Origin of the sequence: Bacteroides sp. AM54-2NS (assembly GCF_003602935.1) — a bacterium.
GTDB lineage: Bacteria > Bacteroidota > Bacteroidia > Bacteroidales > Bacteroidaceae > Bacteroides > Bacteroides xylanisolvens.
Genome location: NZ_QTMZ01000002.1, coordinates 60,123 through 78,757, shown reverse-complemented (window position 1 = coordinate 78,757; position 18,635 = coordinate 60,123). Strand labels below are relative to the sequence as shown.

13 protein-coding genes and 1 pseudogene are annotated in these 18,635 nt (G+C 43.6%); 8 read left to right on the top strand and 6 right to left on the bottom strand.

The annotated features are described in order from the left end of the window. Window positions 1-24: 24 nt before the first annotated feature. The 5 genes and pseudogenes from DXA05_RS01300 to DXA05_RS01285 all read right to left on the bottom strand — a co-directional run bounded on the left by DXA05_RS01300 (window position 25) and on the right by DXA05_RS01285 (window position 7,474). Window positions 25-3,111: an RHS repeat-associated core domain-containing protein gene (locus tag DXA05_RS01300; protein WP_128858672.1), complete on the bottom strand. Its 3,087-nt coding sequence runs from the start codon at window positions 3,109-3,111 to the stop codon at window positions 25-27. Window positions 3,112-3,124: 13 nt separating this feature from the next. Beyond that, complete coding sequence (locus DXA05_RS01295; RefSeq protein ID WP_128858671.1) at window positions 3,125-6,106, bottom strand: hypothetical protein; 2,982 nt, start codon at window positions 6,104-6,106, stop codon at window positions 3,125-3,127. A 127-nt stretch (window positions 6,107-6,233) separates the two neighbouring features. Next, window positions 6,234-6,335 carry a smalltalk protein gene (locus tag DXA05_RS26345; protein ID WP_151935915.1) on the bottom strand — a complete coding sequence of 34 codons (102 nt, stop codon included), beginning with the start codon at window positions 6,333-6,335 and terminating at the stop codon, window positions 6,234-6,236. Between the two features lie 109 nt (window positions 6,336-6,444). Further along, on the bottom strand, window positions 6,445-6,912 hold the full coding sequence (locus DXA05_RS01290; RefSeq protein ID WP_117610722.1) for an N-acetylmuramoyl-L-alanine amidase: 468 nt from the start codon (window positions 6,910-6,912) through the stop codon (window positions 6,445-6,447). A 50-nt stretch (window positions 6,913-6,962) separates the two neighbouring features. Then, window positions 6,963-7,474: pseudogene (locus DXA05_RS01285) on the bottom strand (HU family DNA-binding protein). 295 nt (window positions 7,475-7,769) lie between these two features. Here DXA05_RS01285 and DXA05_RS01280 point away from each other — a divergent pair. From DXA05_RS01280 to DXA05_RS01260, 5 genes are all read left to right on the top strand, one after another. Next, window positions 7,770-8,015, top strand: a complete 246-nt coding sequence (locus tag DXA05_RS01280) for a DUF4248 domain-containing protein (protein WP_004297879.1) — start codon at window positions 7,770-7,772, stop codon at window positions 8,013-8,015. Window positions 8,016-8,644: 629 nt separating this feature from the next. After that, on the top strand, window positions 8,645-8,881 hold the full coding sequence (locus DXA05_RS26340) for a hypothetical protein (RefSeq protein ID WP_165861459.1): 237 nt from the start codon (window positions 8,645-8,647) through the stop codon (window positions 8,879-8,881). Between the two features lie 127 nt (window positions 8,882-9,008). Next, on the top strand, window positions 9,009-9,314 hold the full coding sequence (locus DXA05_RS26830; RefSeq protein ID WP_284515348.1) for a hypothetical protein: 306 nt from the start codon (window positions 9,009-9,011) through the stop codon (window positions 9,312-9,314). Next, a complete protein-coding gene (locus DXA05_RS01265; protein ID WP_347812578.1) occupies window positions 9,224-11,200 on the top strand; it encodes a VapE domain-containing protein in 1,977 nt (658 codons plus the stop codon). Before DXA05_RS26830 ends, DXA05_RS01265 begins: the two co-directional genes overlap by 91 nt. Before the next feature lie 189 nt (window positions 11,201-11,389). After that, a complete protein-coding gene (locus tag DXA05_RS01260; protein WP_128858668.1) occupies window positions 11,390-13,141 on the top strand; it encodes an ATP-binding protein in 1,752 nt (583 codons plus the stop codon). A 222-nt stretch (window positions 13,142-13,363) separates the two neighbouring features. Here the strand turns inward: DXA05_RS01260 and DXA05_RS01255 are convergent, their stop codons facing one another. Next, a complete protein-coding gene (locus DXA05_RS01255; RefSeq protein ID WP_004315798.1) occupies window positions 13,364-14,983 on the bottom strand; it encodes an ATP-binding cassette domain-containing protein in 1,620 nt (539 codons plus the stop codon). Between the two features lie 307 nt (window positions 14,984-15,290). Here DXA05_RS01255 and DXA05_RS01250 point away from each other — a divergent pair, with 307 nt between their 5' ends. The 3 genes from DXA05_RS01250 (at window position 15,291) to DXA05_RS01240 (ending at window position 18,631) form a co-directional block, all read left to right on the top strand. Next, window positions 15,291-15,872 (top strand): nucleotide exchange factor GrpE, encoded by a 582-nt coding sequence (locus tag DXA05_RS01250; RefSeq protein ID WP_004315797.1) that lies wholly within the window; start codon window positions 15,291-15,293, stop codon window positions 15,870-15,872. Window positions 15,873-15,987: 115 nt separating this feature from the next. Then, complete coding sequence (gene dnaJ / locus DXA05_RS01245) at window positions 15,988-17,175, top strand: molecular chaperone DnaJ (protein WP_004315796.1); 1,188 nt, start codon at window positions 15,988-15,990, stop codon at window positions 17,173-17,175. A 316-nt stretch (window positions 17,176-17,491) separates the two neighbouring features. Next, window positions 17,492-18,631 carry a DNA alkylation repair protein gene (locus DXA05_RS01240; protein WP_128858667.1) on the top strand — a complete coding sequence of 380 codons (1,140 nt, stop codon included), beginning with the start codon at window positions 17,492-17,494 and terminating at the stop codon, window positions 18,629-18,631. Window positions 18,632-18,635: the final 4 nt, after the last annotated feature.

Below are 18,635 nucleotides of genomic sequence, written 5' to 3'. Positions count from 1 at the left end.
ACCCTTTCATTGCTCCTTTACCACCTAAGACATTATACAACCTGTAACCCCAAAAATCATACCTACCATTGTTTTCTTTCCTCCATCTTTAGGATCTCTTTTCGGAGCCGGATCACCATTAGGCATCATCCCCGATACGTTAATATCAATACTTTCCACCACATTCGCCTGATTCCGGTCCAAATCTTCTTTATTCCTCCTGTCTCTTTTTCTTTGATGCTCATATTCAGGACTAATCGCATTCTTTGCCTGATAATATAAAAGAGTCCCAAAGGTATAAGACATTTTAGGAGTATTATTTATGATCTGCCCTAACTCCGCGAATTTCCCTGATGTATGTCTCATTATCTGTTGATCTGAAGGCAATCTATAAGATTGCGTGTTCGTCAAAGGATAATAGAATGGCAGAGGAAGAGGAGATGGAACGGGGATGACTTGCTTGCCGTCAGGATCAATATGCTTCACCGGATTATTTAAACAATACCCGTAAGGAGTAATTGAATAATTCTTTTCACTCATTGGATCCGCCACATGCCATCTTCCCAATACCGGATCATACATCCGCGCCCCGTAATCATACCAATCCAATCCACCTTTTCTGTCCAGTTCTTTTCCGTTGTACTTGTAGGGCTGAACAGAGGAAGTTGAAGCCAAGATTCCTCCGAACGGATAGTAATGGTTCACCTCTTCCGCTTCACGATCTTCATTGTATACGACACGAACATTGCCCAAGTAATCTTTCAAGAAGAAATGGTAACTATAGGAAACATCGTCCGCGAAAGAAACAAACCCTTCACCATCGAGAAGAATCTTGTCGAGACTTCCGTTTTCATAGATCGCTTTACCACAATAATCAGTGGTGGTGACAGAGTCTCCCATCGCATGGATTGCCTCCAGTTTCGTTCCGTCGGCACTATAAAGATAGCTAATTGTACGTCCGTCGGTAAACTCTATCGCACTCGGCAAATTTAAGCAATTATACCGGATTCTTGCAATTCCTTTGTTTAAATCTTGAATTAAATTGCCATTTAAATCATAAGCATATTCTGCTGACGATCGGATGCCGTCTCTAAAGTTTGTGCTACTTCCATACACATCATTCTTCGCGTAGTCTGTCACATTAAGCAAATGATTGCCCTGATATGACAGATACAAGCTGTCAATTACTCCGAAATTTTCCGGGCCGATAGCTCCACAACGACGCAAGCCGAGAATATTGCCATTTTTATCAAATGAAGTGACCTGTTCGTCATAACGGTTCAGGTTGCCGGTCAGATTCTCTCCCTCACCATAGCGGGCGTCAGTCATCCTGTTCATGCTGTCATAGGCAAAACGATAACCTTTACTGATGCCGTCCGTATCATCTTCCTCACTCCGCCATGCTATGCTACTGATATTGCCATTGTAACAGGGAACGCCCTGACTTGCATTATAAGAAATTTCTTCAGAGAGAAAAAAACGGCACATCGTTTTTGTCACCTGGTCACGGACGTCATACGTATATATCGTATAGGCGCCCAATCCTCCCACATCTTTCAAAAATACCCGACGGGCATTGTCATACGTGTAGTAAAGCAAATGATTGGCTCTATACGCATTATCGACGCGGTGATATACATCCCTAAGTTCTCCATCTGCCAGATATTCATAGGTATATTCTTCCATGTGCCGCTTTCCGTTCCCAATCTGATAGGTATGTAATCTGGCAAATAACTTTCCAGTATATGTATATGAATAAAAGTCTGTGTCATACCCGCCCAAATGATTTTGGCAACGTCCCTGTATTATTCTGCCTTTATAGTCATAATATAAGGCACTTGTCAGATATTGCTCTTTATCCAATACTTTTATTTTAGTCCCGGTCAGTCTCCCTTGTGCGGAGATAAGGGAGGCTTCGTGATTGATATATAAAGAATCATACTGCACTTTACCTATCTTCTCCAACCCGAAAGCGAGTTGGGTGTCCGTTGTAAAGTTGTAATCATCATAATAATTCACTTGCAAAAGAGAAGATAGCGTATAAGGAAAATGCTCTACTTCATACCCGGAATGAAGCACTCCGTCTTTCTCCGCAGTCGTTCGATAAGCCCTTACTATGGAATTATCCAATGAAGGAGGATCATTGAATGAACAAAGTCCTGTTAATGAAAGCCTTCCCTGATTATCATAGAAAGTGAACGTCCATTCTTTTTTCTGTGACTGATTTCCATTCTGTGACAATATAACCCTGTCGGCTTTGTCATAAACATAGCGTATTGCAGCACAGCTAGGTAGTTTCTTCGAAATACAGCGTCCGAAACTATCATACAAGTATTGATATGCGTACAAATCGAGATTTCCAGCCGATATTTCATCATTAATCATGGGTGGGAGAACATAGCGTATTCTTCCGAAGCGGTCGAATACAAAATAGGTGTCCGCTTGTTGATTTCCTCTACCTATCCGGGTCAGTAGCGTACGTCCCTGCTTGTCAACAAAGGTGTAAGTCGGTCTACCGTCTTCATCCGTGGCCTTTGTCACCTGCAATTCTCCCGACCGATAATCTCCTCTGCGAATCAATGCATCGTTATCGTCTATCAAATAGAGCGAACAACGCAATGAATCAGCCGGGATATTCGTCAGATATTCCATGCGGGCGGGATGATTCCCCCAAGCATCTCCCACTCCATATTGCTCTGTAATACGATTTAGAGGGGACGATTCATAGTTAGTTTGCAAATAACTTCTTTTACCTGCATCATGATAATCCCACAGGATACCATTCTTCAAATCTTCAGGAGCCATATAGGAAAAACTAGTAGGCGCCGTTATCCATTGCTTCTCTTTCCGTCCCAAACTATCATATTCTATCAGGTGATGGTCGGCTATAAAAATAGCAGTACGATTGGCTCCATAACTTTGCGCGAAATCGAGTTCACGCCCAAGCCCGTCATAGAATGTTATTTCATCATAGTTTTTTTCTTCATTCTCCTCAAGCGGTGTCCGTACATAAATATAATTATGTTCTCCCGGTATGGAAGGCAATGTATCTTTTACAGCAGTAAAAGCACTTGCACTAACAGGTCCTGAAAGCAGAGTTAGGACCCATATAAATGATATACTTTTTTTCATATTTCTTGTTCTTTTAAAAGGAATTTACAGAATACCGGTAATCATAAGCCTTTATTGTCCGCCCATAATTATCTTTTTGTCTATTGAGCCGCTGTAAAAGGTCATATTCATAATAACTGACCACTCCGCACGGATCCGTTATAGAGGTAACTCCGGCCATCGGCTGATACGTATAGGACGTTATTTGCGCTTGTGGCAAAGAAGCTCTTAGACGCACCAGTTTCACACGATCCGGAGTGTCGGCTTGCATGAACGACACGATGTCTCCTCCCATAGCTGTCCGGACTTCACTAATGGTAGCCCCCTTTATTTCCGCTGCCAGATGCAAATAGTTATAACTCCAAAGATAAACCGTCTTACCCTCGTTTCTGACAACATATAAAGGATGTCCCAAAGCATCATAATCAATGCAATTGTACACTTCCTTCAAAGCCCCCTCACCTATCCTTTCCCAGACAGAATAGCAAGGAAAAAAATGATCGGATACTCCTTTTATAGGAACATATTCATATTTCACCTGTTTCAGTTGACAGCTGGTTCCATCTTCGGAAATAAAGTATTCCTTTTTTTCGACAATCGGAGACAGTATATGCTTTTGCACCATTTGAGTATATATATCCGAACTTGACTCACGGATCCTTTTATAGGTTTGTTTTCTTATTCCTCCATTGGCACTTTCTGAAATTACTTTTATCAAGCCGTCGGGATCATATTCATAATCCGTCTGCGTACTTATCGGAAAAGAGGGATTGTCGTATAAAGTATCCTTCTCGCTTTTCAGTCTGTAATCATACAAATAGACCTTGTATGAGCAACCATCGGCATAAGTTATAAATGAGGTCGGGCAAATATAATCAAGAGATGTCTTCATTGATCTTACATAAAGGTCGGAAGAGCGTTCATAAGTCAGATGCTTACTCGATTGTAAAATACCGCCTGCCGAATACAGTTCTTCACAAAGAAGTTTTCCCCGTTCTACCGATCTGGAAGCATAAGGTCCATAAGGCGTTCGGTTCGGGAATATGATTGCCTCCGGGGCTTCGTCCATATGTCCATTATCGAAGTTAGTATATTTAGAACGGATAAAAGATCCGTCCGGTCTTTTTTCAATCACTTCACTATAACCGATATGATTTCCGGAGGAATTGATACATGCCGGTAGCACAGACTGGCTGCTGAATCTTCTTATTATACGTTTTACGTCTTTATTCGCCCCGGTGCCTTCTACCTGATAATCATCAAAATAGTACTTTATCTGTCCTCCCAGGAAACCGCTTGAGATTCTTGCCTTTTCTTTATTAACTAAATAATCATCCACATAAAAGTACTCATTTTCTACTTTTTCACCACTTTCCAATCCTGTATCACTATTTATTATCTTCTTTATTCTTAGTCCTCCCGCTATTTTCGGTTGGAATGTATCCTCGTACCCTTCCCATCGATTCATTTTCACTTGTTTACAATACTCGTGAGGCTCGAAAACGAAACGTGTATATCCTCCCGTGGGATAGCGTAGCCTTTTCAAAACGCCAAATGTCAAAACATTCGCATTAGGTTCGCGAGAATCGTAATGAGTGGCATAATTATCGGTCATCAAACGATTGTTGTAAAATCCCCAGTGATCTACTTTTCCGGACAGATAAGGAGGCAATTGCTCCGGAAAGTCATACTCCATATTAAAATTTCGTCCGTTTGCTCCCCATACAAATTCAGAAACAGATTGTAGCATCAGGCGCTGGGAGGTGTTGTCGTTGTACGAAAAATGGTAATTCCGGATCCACTTTCCTTTCTTATCTTTTATTTCCAGATTGCTCAACTTATACCATTTCAACTTGTCCAAACAATTCGGATAATTATCATCTAAAGGATTATCTGCAAGAAAATTCAGAAAACGATATTTGGGATTTTTACGCCATAACATATATTGAAAAGCATAAATATCCTGCGAATATCTCAATTCCGTAGTCACTTCACGCGCAAAAGTTATTTCACATTCGGGAAAAGAAATACGGTTGAGATAAACCGGAGATATGAGACTTCCCTGATAACTGTCTTCAATAGCCACATGGCTTGAAGACGAGCACTCCGGAGTCAAGATTCCACCACCAAATGTAAAAGACCCCAAATCATCATACAGCGAAATAAACATTTGATTGATAAAATCGCCACGCTCGTATGTGTAAGTTATTTCCTGACCGTTAGTCAGGATAATTTTTGTCAGATACCAAGCTGTAGCTGTCCAAAAATCCGTAGCTTGCTGAAAAAATCCGATAGAATATTCAATGGCATTCCGTTCTTTGCCAAAGATATATTGAGTGCCATCTTCAGTAGTCAAAGTAAAACCATCAAAAGAAGGCGAATATCCGGAATATTGAAATGCCGTATTTGCTTTTTCAAACGGAACATCCATCCAATTACCACTAAAATTTACCTTTACAGGCCTGTCACATTGCACAATCCATGTTTTGTCACTATTCAACATAAATTTCCCATGGTAATCCAAAAAGTTGAAATCGAACTCGTCCGGCTCAAAATCTGCTCCACCATGACTTTGAGCTGTTGCTTTGAGATAGTCCTGTGTATTCCATTGAGGAGTATTCAATGTTTCGGAGTGAAAATAATATCCCATATTCATCAAATAGGTATGATTTTTCACATTGCAATCATCAGGCTTGCCCTTCACCGTTCTGGATACAACACCTCCGGTATTTAAATTCCACCCCATTCCTACCCATCCCGGGTGTTGGTCAGGACGTATCCCGGCGGCATGATAATTGAGAGAAAACGGCAATTTTAAATCTCCGACAGGAACTTCATATAAAGGAACGGATATATCCGGCATACCTGTAAATTTCGAAACCGGAATCTCACCATAAAGTCCTAAAGCCGCTACATTAGGACTAGGTAATGATTGTGAGGAAGCAGGGATCTGCGCATACATAATATTGTTACCTAGTAACCCCACTAAAAAAATAAAGATATATAATCTTTTCATATACAACTCATTATTAATTATTTCATTCTAAATAGAAAAAAACACAGCCACACATAAACGATTATCAAATTAACAACCTGCAAAAGGAGCTAACCAAACAACTATTTCGTGCGACCCGTGATCACTTTTACAAATTCATCGCATTACCGCCCACAACGCCCAGCACTGCCGAAGCCACTGCGATGACTACTTTCAGGATCATATCCCAAAGAGATCTCTTGACTACCATAACTTTACACACCTCCTTTCCATGCGCTCTTTAAATGATTAATTACTTTCAATAATTGGTCACTTCCTGAAAACTCTCTTACCTTATTACTTTGTTATCCTACTGAAGACTAATCTTCTACGCGGCCGGAAGTTCCAAATTCCGCTTTCACCTCAAAGCACGGACACGCCTTGATCCATTCTTCCGGCTCAATCTCCCCGTTTCCGTTGCGGTCGGGACTTAAATCCCGATGACCGCACACCCGGCTACCGGGAAAAGTCTCAAGCAATTGATGTACCAGCAGTTTGAGTGCCGCCCGTTGTTCCGGTGTCCGCGTGTCTGCCGGACAACCGTGGGCATCCAAACCGCCTTCGTAGCAGATACCGACACTGTTCGAATTGAATCCTTTCACGTGCGCACCGATACGTTCAATCGGTCGGGTGAGGTGCACTGTTCCATCCTTGCGGATGTAGTAGTGATAACCTGTTCCGTTAAATCCACGCCGACGGTGTTGCATCTCCAAGTCATCCGGCGTGAGAGAACGGTCGGCACGGGTGGCGGAACAGTGGATCACGATCAAATCAATCTTTCTCATCATAGTGCCACTATTTTTCTTATCAGTTGTAAACATTATCTGCACTCTACGAATTAAGCTGCCGGATCCGGAGCTTCACCGCTACCGCCTCCACTACCTCCACCGGAGTCTCCGCCACCTTCATCACCGGAATCTTCACCATCGGTTTTCTTTTTCTTGGGCGCGTCGAGATCCAGAAACTCGATTTTCTCACCAGCACGGGTAGACGTCAAATTAGGACGGACACTGCTCGAAGGACGAAAATTGATGTTCACCGTCTTGATGTTCTTCATCGTACACTCATCTTTCGTGTCCACTCCCCGCGTGGTAGCGGAAAGGCTGAATACACCAAAATCATGGATATTGACGGATTTACCGTCGAACAGCGCCGTACGCATCGCTTCTACGAGATTAGTCAGCACACTCTGAATGTCACCCAACGACAGGGAACTTTTCTCTTTCATCGTGTAAGCAAGTTTATCCAGGTCTACACTCTGTCCCTGCGTCACAAGTTGCGGATGATACTTCACCACCCCATCAACCTTTCTCGGTCTTTACGACCCATTCTTTTAAATGGTATTGCCATGATAAATTAAAAATTGAGAATTAATAATTGAAAAATAAATATTACAGATTGCGGTTGCCGCAATCAATATCGGAAGAGAGGAACGAGCTCTGTTTCTTTTTCTTTCGATACCTCAAAGGTAGTGTATTATAAGGGGATGAAATGACGTACTTTGTCTTACTTTGACCTAGTTTGTCTTACTTTCATTCAGAATGTATTTACTTTTATTCAGAGTGATTTTATTTTACTTATATACTTGGACAAGCGGGAGATTTTCCGTATATTTGGAATACGATAAAATTAATTTTCCGAAGATATGAAAGCAGAAAAAGAAGAGATAGCAGAGGAGCCGTTTGTCATACGTCCGTATTTGAAATCGGAGCTGGCACATTTATATAATCCGTATGTACCGTTGGTGTATGCCATGCGAAAAATGAGGGAGTGGATCAGAAATAACAAGGAATTATATGACGCAATGTATAGCGGCGGCGAAGGAAAAAACGACCACGCTTATAGTGCAAGGCAGGTGCGGCTCATCGTGAGGTATCTTGATGAGCCATGAATCTCTTTAGGGCAAGTGCTGATTAGCTATAACGAAAATAAAATTAGCTATAATGAAATCGAAATTAGCTATAATGAAATCAGAATTAGCTATAATGAAATCAAGATTAGCTATAATGAAAACAAAAGCGGTTATGGGGGTATTCTGTCCAATATCTGTTTTATAATGCCAGCCCTGCAACTGTGCCCTGTCGACATTATGATAGGACTCCGTATAATACATGGTATCTTGAGGACAAACAGGCTGTGTGTTTTCTTATTGAATGCTGTTAGTTTTCTTATTTAATAATGTACACGTGCGCAGGCGCGGGAGAATATTCTTTTTATATAGAAAAAGCGTGTAATTGAGGTGGAGGGGTTCCACCTCAATTACACGCTTTTTCCATCAAATAAAATATATAAAGAGAATAAAAAGTATAAGTAAACGATAGAAACAAAATAAAACGTACCTTTGCGTCTTTTTAGACCAACATTTTTTAACACTAATCAAATAACACTTAAAATCATGAGAAAAAAGACATTTTTTCCGAAGGCTTCGTTTACCAGAACAAACAGGCTGTAACACTCGAAAAGGGAGAATTTCCCCAAGTATCCCAGTTTATCACGCAAATGCTTGGCACTGTCAACAATTTGTATACCAACAGAATAGAGGTAAGTCCAGGCGACCGCAAGAAGTTTCTCCTCCCCTTTGTCCATCTCTGTTATGACCATGACTCTGTTTTTAACATTAAAAGCCCCAAATACTTTGCAGAGTTGTTGTTTATGGCTGTTGATTTCAAGAAATCGGATGATTCGGACGAATCATTAAGCGTGGAAGAGATTGATTATGAGATACAAAGAATGAAAAGAACGCTTCTTGAGGATTAACACGAAAGAACCGACTGTTAAAAAACTGCTTTTTGAGTACCAAAAGCAGTTTTTTTATTCTATATGAAAAGCCGTCCTTTGCAGTGTGTTAATATTGACACGACTTACATTCATATCAATAATTAAAATGGAAAATATCTCAATAACGACATACAGGGGATTATCACTCGTATCAGGAAGTATCAGTATCCGGCAAATGTTCGAATTTATCCGGGGAGATATCTATCGCGACAGAATCCGGAGACTCCGGGAAGCAATGGATGCAGGAGAAACGGTGAAAGCAGACCACATGAAGAAGCAACTGCCCTACTGCACCATCACGCTACTTACGCCAAGGAAAGGCTGGCTTACAGTCTGGACAAGTATCAGGACATCATCACGCTCGACTGTGACGATATGCCGGCAGAAAAGATCCCGGAATTCCGCCAACTAGTGAACGATTGCCCCGACACGCTAGGCAGCTTCGTCAGCCCCCGGATGCACGGGCTGAAGATCTTCGTCTACCCCACCAGCAATGAAGCGGAAGCCTTACGCACCGAACTGAACGCATTGGGAACCGTAGACTTCCTCACCCTCGAACGCTACCACCACCGCATGTACGCCCTGGCAAGCAGCCAATATGAAAAGCTGCTCAATACCAAAGTAGACACCAGCGGAAGCGACCCGGGACGCGGATTCTTCGTGTCGCACGATCCGGACGCTTTCCTCTCTACCGAACGACTGGAAAACGTGAAGCCGCTGACCGTAAAAGTGACACTGCCCACTGAAGAAGAATGTAAAAACAAGAAGCACAAGAATCCGGGAAAACGATCCCCGCTCCTCCCCGTGCAGGAGAATGCGTCGCCCATCGACCTGCAAGTGCAACTCGACTTCCGCAAGGCGCTGGAGTACACCAAACGCAAAGAACGTCTCGAGATAGGCAACCGGGACAATTTCTTCTATTGTCTCGGCAATCAGTGTTACCACCGCCATATCACGGAAGAGGAATCCGTCAGTCTGGCACACAGTCATTTCGGCGACCTACCCGATTTCGACCTCACACTCCCCCTGCACAATGCCTACCAATACACCTCAAAGACCGACCAGGCAGAAGAAGAAAGCCAACAACCGAGAATATGCCAGGTCATCAAATTTATGGACGAACACTACGAAATCAGGAGAAACGTGGTGAAAGAGCAAATCGAGTTCCGGAAAATAATACCTGATCTCCCTAAAACAGAGCAGCCGCCTTTCAGCACACTGCGCACAAAGGATATCAACACATTCTATATCAACGCACAGATGAAGAAGATATACAGTTCGCAAGCTAATTTGAAAGCACTGGTAGACTCGGACTATGCAAAGCCGTTCAACCCGTTTGTCCATTATTTCACCTCACTCCAGACATGGGACGGGAAAACAGACCACATCGGCCAACTGACAAAAACAGTGAAAGCGGCAGACCAGGCTTTTTTTGAAGACAGCTTCCGCCGCTGGCTGGTGGGAATGGTGGCATGTGCCATCGACGACGAAGCGCAAAACCACCAGTTGATGCTGCTCCACGGCGCACAGGGAAAAGGCAAAAGTACTTTTGTCCGCCATCTCCTCCCACCGGAGCTGAAGGATTATTATCGCAACGGCATGATTAGTCCCGACAACAAAGACCATCTCCTGCAAATGTCGTCCTGCCTGCTCATCAATCTGGATGAGTTTGATACGCTCTCTCCCGCACGCATGCAGGAGTTGAAAAGTCTCATCACGCAAGATGTAATGAACGAACGGAAGGTTTACGACATCCAAAATTATACGTTCATCCGCCGCGCATCATTCATCGCCAGCACCAACAACCCGCACTGTCTGCCGGACATCGGCGAGAACAGGCGCATCCTGTTCAATACGTTGCTGGAAATAGATTATCACACGCCTGTCAACCATCAGGGGATATATGCACAAGCATACGCACTCTACCGGCAGGGGTTTCAATATTGGTATGAGAACCAGGAGATTACGTTTCTCAACAACCGCAATGAGGCGTTCCGCCAAAAAGATCCGTTAGAGGAGAATCTTTTCTTCTATTTCCGGCCAGCCAGACCAAACGATATACAAGCAAAATGGTATCCTGCCTCCCAGCTGCTGTCAATATTGAGCATGAACGGGCGCACACAAGCCAACGCACAGATGAAACAAATGCTGGTCACGGTATTGGAAAACAACCATTTCCACTCACGGAAGACCTCCAACAACATCACGGAATATTGGGTGGTGGAGTATTCGGCCGAAGAGCGCAAAGAAAATTCAATACGCCCGCAACTCCCGGTGCAGACGGGGTTGGAGTTGTAGTTTTCCCGCGAAATGGCAGTTTTCCCACGGATAGTCGTTTTTCCACAAAATAGCTTTTTTGCTCCGGATAGTCGTTTTTGCACGAAATAACAGATAAACGGATAAATTAGTGGCATTAAACGTGTCACATTCATCCGTTTTCCGTATATTTGCTCGATATGAATGATGAATAAAGAAAGGAATCGCAATATGATGAAGCAAATACCATACGGATTGACGGATTTCGGTCGCATCCAAAAAGAAAACTATTATTATGTAGATAAGACGATGTTTATCGAAAAGATAGAAATGCAACCGTCTTATCTGTTCCTGATCCGTCCCCGGCGCTTCGGGAAAAGTCTGACGCTGGCAATGCTGGAGGCTTATTATGACGTTCGGTATGCCGACCAGTTCGACGAATTGTTCGGCCATCTGTATATCGGGCAGCATCCTACGCCGATACATAACCAGTTTCTCATCATGAGATTCAATTTCTCGGAGGTGAGCTCGAATATCAATGAGGTGGAGGAATCTTTCCGGTTGCATTGTTGCGGGAAACTAAGACATTTTCTGCAAAAGTACGAACATATTTTGGGAAAGGAAATCTGGAACGTGCTGAACGAAGAAACGCTCGAAGAACCGGGAGCACTGCTATCCGCCATCAATTCGTATGCCACCCTCAAGGGAGACATCAAAATCTACCTCCTGATTGATGAATACGATAATTTCACGAATACCATTCTTTCTACTTACGGCACGGACTTATATCGAAAAGCGACGCATGGTGAAGGGTATATCCGCAGGTTTTTCAATGTAATCAAAGCCGCCACGACGGGAATGGGTTCTGCCGTCAACCGTTTGTTCATCACGGGAGTAAGCCCGGTGACGATGGACGACGTGACAAGCGGATTCAACATCGGAACGAATATCACCACCGACCCGTGGTTTAACGACCTTGTAGGTTTCAGCGAGAAGGAATTGCGCGAGATGCTGACGTATTATAAGGAACAAGGCGCTCTCCCGATGTCGGTAGACGATGCGGTGACAATGATGAAGCCTAACTATGACAATTATTGCTTCAGTAAAAATAAATTAGCAGATTGTATGTTCAACTCGGACATGGTGCTCTACTGCATGAAGTCATTGATATTGCACGGAGTAAAACCGGACGAGATTGTAGATCCCAATATCCGTACGGACTTTAACAAGCTTGCCTACCTTGTCCGTCTCGACCATGGACTGGGCGAAAACTTCTCCGTCATCAAGGAGATTGCAGAGCAAGGCGAGATAGTGACTGAAATAGTCACCCATTTCTCCGCACTGGAAATGACGGACGTGGGCAACTTCAAATCTCTGCTGTTCTATTTCGGACTGCTTTCTATCAAGGGGGTGGATATGATGGGGCGTCCCATCCTGCACATTCCCAATCTGGTGGTTCGCGAACAGCTATTCAATTTCCTGATTCAGGGATATGCCCGTCATGACATCTTCAAGCTCGACGTAAACCGCTTGCGCACTCTGTTTGAGAATATGTCCTTCAAAGGAGACTGGAAACCGTTGTTCGAATTTCTAGCAGAGGCCATTCGGGAACAGAGCCGGATAAGGGAGTACATAGAAGGGGAAGCTCATATCAAAGGATTCCTCCTCGCCTATCTAAGTATGTTCCGCTATTATCAACTATATCCGGAATATGAGATGAATAAGGGTTTTGCCGATTTCTTCTTTAAGCCCAGTCCGGCGGCACCCGTATCTCCACCGTACACGTATCTATTGGAGGTGAAGTATGCGAAAGCAGGAGCGTCGGAGAAAGAGATACGCGCACTTGCCGATGATGCACGGGAACAGTTGATTCGCTATAGCAAGGATGAATGTGTGGCAGAAGCTCGTGAGAAAGGGGGATTGAAACTGGCAACGATCGTATGGCGCAGTTGGGAATTGGCGCTGATGGAAGAGGTATCATAAAGTACTTGTCACATCACAAACACCGATTTAGGTATGCACTCACCTCCACATCTGATATTGGGCTAAATAAATAATCTCATCAGAAAAGGTGAATGGAATCCTATCTATAAAAATCAGGCGCGGATTACACGAATTGCACGATTTCTTTAAAATCAGAAACGTGTTATCCGTGTAATTCGCGCCTAAGTTTTATACGATGGCTACGACGTCCAAGACGGGGAATTACTTGTCCCCGTACATCTTCGCTCTCAATTCCTTGATGTGATCGGACGTGATATATTCGTCATACTCCATCATCTTGTCGATGATACCGTTCGGTGTCAGTTCGATAATGCGGTTGGCAACCGTCTGGATAAACTCGTGGTCATGAGAAGAGAAAAGGATGTTTCCCCTGTACGTCTTCAGGTTGTTGTTGAATGCCTGGATAGATTCCAAATCCAAGTGGTTGGTCGGAGTGTCCAGAATCAGACAGTTCGCATTGCGGAGCTGCATACGGGCAATCATACAACGCATCTTCTCACCTCCGGAGAGTACGCTTACTTTCTTCAACACCTCTTCGCCGGAGAAAAGCATACGGCCGAGGAAACCTTTCATATACACTTCGTTTCCTTCGCCAAACTGGCTCAACCAGTCCACCAGGTTGAGGTCGGTATTGAAGAAATCGGTATTATCCAGCGGCAGGTAAGCAGTGGTGATGGTTACCCCCCAGTTGAAGGTACCGGCATCCGGCTTCATGTTTCCGTTGATGATTTCGAAGAACGCAGTCATCGCACGCGGGTTGCGCGACAGGAATACCACTTTGTCACCTTTCTCTACGTTGAAATTGACGTCGTTGAAAAGCACTACGCCTTCCTCCGTCTTCTTGCTCAATCCGGAAACTTCCAGAATCTGGTTGCCCGGCTCGCGTTCGGGAGTGAAGATGATGCCCGGATACTTACGTGAAGAAGGTTTGATTTCTTCTACGTTCAGTTTCTCCAACATCTTCTTACGGCTCGTGGTCTGCTTGCTCTTCGCTACGTTGGCGCTGAAACGGCGGATAAATTCTTCCAACTCTTTCTTCTTCTCTTCAGCCTTCGCCTTCTGGTTCTGCTGCTGACGAAGAGCCAACTGGCTGGATTCGTACCAGAAACTATAGTTACCGGCAAACATATTGATTTTTCCGTAGTCGATGTCTACGGTGTGCGTACATACAGAATCGAGGAAGTGACGGTCGTGACTCACTACCAATACGGTATGCTCGAAGTTGGAGAGATACTCTTCCAACCAAGTCACTGTCTCCATATCCAAGTCATTGGTAGGCTCATCGAGCAAGAGGTTGTCCGGATTTCCGTACAATGCCTGCGCCAGCATGACACGCACTTTTTCCTTACCGCTCAACTCACCCATCAATACATAATGCTTATCTTCTTTCACGCCCAGTCCGCTCAACAGCATGGCTGCGTCGCTTTCCGCATTCCATCCGTCCAACTCGGCAAATTTCTCTTCCAACTCGGATACTTTCAGTCCGTCTTCATCTGTGAAATCTTCTTTCGCATACAATTCTTCGCGTTGCTTCATGATGTCCCACAACACAGTATGCCCCATCATCACAGTATCCATAACGGTATAAGAGTCCCACTTAAAGTGGTCCTGGCTCAACACCGAAAGGCGTTCGCCCGGTCCGAGCGCAATGGTACCGGTTGTCGGGTCCAAATCTCCGTAAATCGTACGAAGGAAGGTAGATTTTCCCGCACCGTTAGCACCAATAATACCATAACAATTACCACTCGTAAACTTCAAGTTTACGTCATTAAACAACACTCTTTTACCAAACTGTACCGAAACGTTCGAAACTGTAATCATCTTCTTTATTTACTATTTTACTAGTTACTATTTACTATTTTGCTAGCTACTATATTAGTATTAACTATTTTAGCGTGCAAAGTTAGACATTTAAAATGAATTATGAGCTATCTGATATGTGCCAATCTGACATAAAAGTGTTACCTTTGCTGCGTTTTTTGGCAAAACAGCCAACTTGGCAAAGTTTTTGCAGACAAAATCAATGACATCCGGTCAGCCCGGTATGTTTATTGGCGTTATTTTACCAAGTTAAGATAACGTGTGTGTTAAATAGTAAATAGTAACTAGTAAAATAGTAAATACCAAGATGGATCCGAAAGAAAAAAAAGTGAAGGAAGAAGAACTGAACGTTGAGGAAACTCAAAACCATGCGGAAGAACAACCGCAAAACGAACAAGCGGAGGACGCCACTCCCCTGACTCATGAAGAAGAGTTGGAAAAAGAACTGGAAAAGGCCCAAGAGGAGATTGAAGAGCAGAAGGATAAATACCTGCGCTTGTCTGCCGAATTTGACAACTACCGGAAACGCACCATGAAGGAAAAGGCCGAACTGATTCTGAACGGTGGCGAAAAGAGCCTTAGCAGCATTCTTCCGGTGGTGGACGACTTCGAACGTGCCATCAAAACAATGGAAACGGCAACAGATGTCAATGCCGTAAAAGAAGGAGTAGAACTGATTTACAATAAATTTATGGCTGTCCTGGCACAAAACGGTGTGAAAGTCATCGAAACAAAAGACCAACCACTGGACACTGATTACCATGAAGCCATCGCGGTAATCCCCGCACCGTCGGAAGCACAGAAAGGTAAGATTCTGGACTGTGTGCAAACGGGATATACACTGAACGACAAAGTGCTCCGCCACGCTAAAGTGGTAGTAGGAGAATGAGGAGATTTATGAATTATGATTTATGATTTATGGCTGCGCTATTGGTCTGCAGAGTAAATCATAAATCAGAATTCATAAATCATAAATCTTTTCAATCATAAATCAATAAATGGGCATGGCAGAAAAAAGAGACTATTACGAAATATTGGAGGTGACGAAGACAGCCACAGTAGAAGAAATAAAGAAAGCATACCGTAAGAAAGCAATTCAGTATCACCCCGACAAGAATCCGGGCGACAAGGAGGCTGAAGAGAAATTTAAGGAGGCGGCCGAGGCATACGACGTGTTGAGCAATCCGGAGAAGCGTTCGCGTTACGATCAGTTCGGTCATGCGGGAGTGAGCGGTGCGGCAGGCAATGGCGGTCCGTTCGGTGGTTTCGGTGGCGAGGGAATGTCGATGGATGACATCTTCTCTATGTTTGGCGACATCTTCGGTGGCCGCGGCGGCGGTTTCGGGGGAGGCTTCGGAGGATTCAGCGGATTTGGCGGCGGTGGCGGTTCACAGCAACGCCGGTATCGCGGCAGTGACCTCCGTGTGAAAGTGAAGCTGACGTTAAAGGAAATCTCTACCGGAGTAGAAAAGAAATTTAAACTCAAAAAATATGTGCCGTGTGACCAGTGTCATGGCACGGGTGCCGAGGGTGACGGCGGATCGGAGACTTGTCCTACTTGTAAGGGTAGCGGCTCGGTGATCCGTAACCAGCAGACCATTCTGGGCACGATGCAGACTCGCGTCACTTGTTCTACGTGTGGCGGCGAGGGAAAGATTATCAAGAATAAATGTAAGAAGTGTGGTGGCGACGGAATCGTTTACGGCGAGGAAGTGGTATCGGTGAATATCCCTGCCGGAGTGGCAGAGGGGATGCAGCTCTCTATGGGCGGCAAAGGAAATGCCGGCAAGCACAACGGTGTGGCAGGCGACTTATTGATCCTCGTTGAGGAAGAACCGCATCAGGACTTGATTCGCGACGAAAATGATTTGATTTATAATCTGTTGCTTAGTTTCCCGACGGCTGCACTGGGCGGTGCTGTGGAAATTCCGACAATCGACGGCAAAGTGAAAGTGAAGATTGATTCGGGTACTCAACCGGGTAAAGTGCTTCGCTTGCGTGGCAAGGGGTTGCCGAATGTAAACGGGTATGGTACGGGAGATTTGCTGGTCAATATCAGTATCTATGTGCCGGAAGCTCTCAACAAGGAGGAAAAGAACACGCTCGAAAAGATGGAAGCTTCAGACAATTTCAAACCTAACACGTCAGTAAAAGAGAAGATTTTCAAGAAATTCAAGAGTTTCTTCGATTAATCTTTTTACTATCATATTATCATATATAAGGTATAAGTGGGCTGCAATCTTTTTTTGTGGCTCACTTTTTTATATGGTATTCTCTAAATAGACTCCCTCTCGCACAATCTTTTCATATAGTTTACCTAAATAAGGCGCGATATAGGGCTATCCTAAAAAAAATGGCATATATTTGTATAACAAACAAATAGATCGGCATAAAATAATTATCAACACTTTAAAATTCAAATTATAAAAAACGAATTTATCAAAGAAACATTATTTAGTCGCTCCATAAAAAAACAATAACTGTTTAACTAAACTATATATTTAAAGAATGGCAGAACCTTTTAAAAACATGTTTAACGAGCAATTTTTCGATCTGTTTACGAAAGATTTGAAACTTGTTATCGACGATTTTGATGCTTGCGAGTTTGTATCTCAAGTGATGGACGATGAATGGGAAGGCAGGGAACTTAAACAACGCTGCATGCACATCACAACGGTGCTAAGAAAGTTTTTACCGGCAGATTACAAAGAGGCGATTGCTAAGATACTTGAATTGTTGGATCATATAAAAAAGACACGGCCTGATTTCTCGGTGATAGACGACACGAAGTTTGGTTTGACTTTAGAGTATGGGGGGATTCTGGATAATTATGTCGAACAATATGGACTGGACGATTACGAAACTTCTGTCAAGGCGATAGAGAAAATCACGCAGTTCACAAGTTGCGAGTTTGTGGCTCATTCTTTTATTATCAAATATCCGGATCAGATGATGAAACAGATGTTGGTTTGGTCGAAACACGAACATTGGGGAGTCAGGCGGCTTGCGTCAGAAGGCTGTCGTCCGCGTCTTCCCTGGGCGATGGCGTTGCCGAACCTGAAAGAGAATCCTGCGCCTATCATTCCTATTCTGGAAAATCTAAAAAATGATCCGGCAAGATTTGTGCGATTGAGCGTTGCCAATAATTTGAATGATATTGCGAAAGATAATCCCGAAATCGTTATTGATTTAGTGAAGAAATGGAAGGGAGAATCGAAAGAGGTGGATTGGATTATTAAACACGGTTGCCGGACGCTCTTAAAACAAGGCAATCCGGAAGTGATGGAGTTGTTTGGCTTCAACTCTACTATCAGCAATATCTGTGTGGAGGATTTCCAAATTTCAAGCCCGGAAGTGAAAGTCGGGGATTCGTTGGAGGTTAGTTTTAAACTGTTGAACAAGAACGATCAAACGACCAAGATACGACTCGAATATGGAATCTATTACCAAAAAGCAAATGGAACGTTGACGAAAAAGGTGCATAAAATCAGCGAGAAAGAATATGCCGGGAACTCGACCACGCGAATCACCCGAAAACATTCTTTCCGGGTGGTTACAACGAGGAAGCTCCATCTCGGACTTCACCAAATTGCTATGATTATCAACGGGAATGAATTTGAAAAATATAGTTTTGAGTTGATTGAATAATAAC

Coding starts and splice junctions, on each gene's coding strand:
- DXA05_RS01280 (WP_004297879.1), top strand. CDS start 7,770: ATGAAAGCAGAAAAAGAAGAGATAGCAGAGGAGCCGTTTGTCATACGT.
- DXA05_RS26830 (WP_284515348.1), top strand. CDS start 9,009: ATGGAAAATATCTCAATAACGACATACAGGGGATTATCACTCGTATCA.
- DXA05_RS26345 (WP_151935915.1), bottom strand. CDS start 6,335: ATGGTAGTCAAGAGATCTCTTTGGGATATGATCCTGAAAGTAGTCATC.
- DXA05_RS01255 (WP_004315798.1), bottom strand. CDS start 14,983: ATGATTACAGTTTCGAACGTTTCGGTACAGTTTGGTAAAAGAGTGTTG.
- DXA05_RS01295 (WP_128858671.1), bottom strand. CDS start 6,106: ATGAAAAGATTATATATCTTTATTTTTTTAGTGGGGTTACTAGGTAAC.
- DXA05_RS01290 (WP_117610722.1), bottom strand. CDS start 6,912: ATGATGAGAAAGATTGATTTGATCGTGATCCACTGTTCCGCCACCCGT.
- DXA05_RS01250 (WP_004315797.1), top strand. CDS start 15,291: ATGGATCCGAAAGAAAAAAAAGTGAAGGAAGAAGAACTGAACGTTGAG.
- DXA05_RS01300 (WP_128858672.1), bottom strand. CDS start 3,111: ATGAAAAAAAGTATATCATTTATATGGGTCCTAACTCTGCTTTCAGGA.
- DXA05_RS01240 (WP_128858667.1), top strand. CDS start 17,492: ATGGCAGAACCTTTTAAAAACATGTTTAACGAGCAATTTTTCGATCTG.
- DXA05_RS01260 (WP_128858668.1), top strand. CDS start 11,390: ATGATGAAGCAAATACCATACGGATTGACGGATTTCGGTCGCATCCAA.
- dnaJ (WP_004315796.1), top strand. CDS start 15,988: ATGGCAGAAAAAAGAGACTATTACGAAATATTGGAGGTGACGAAGACA.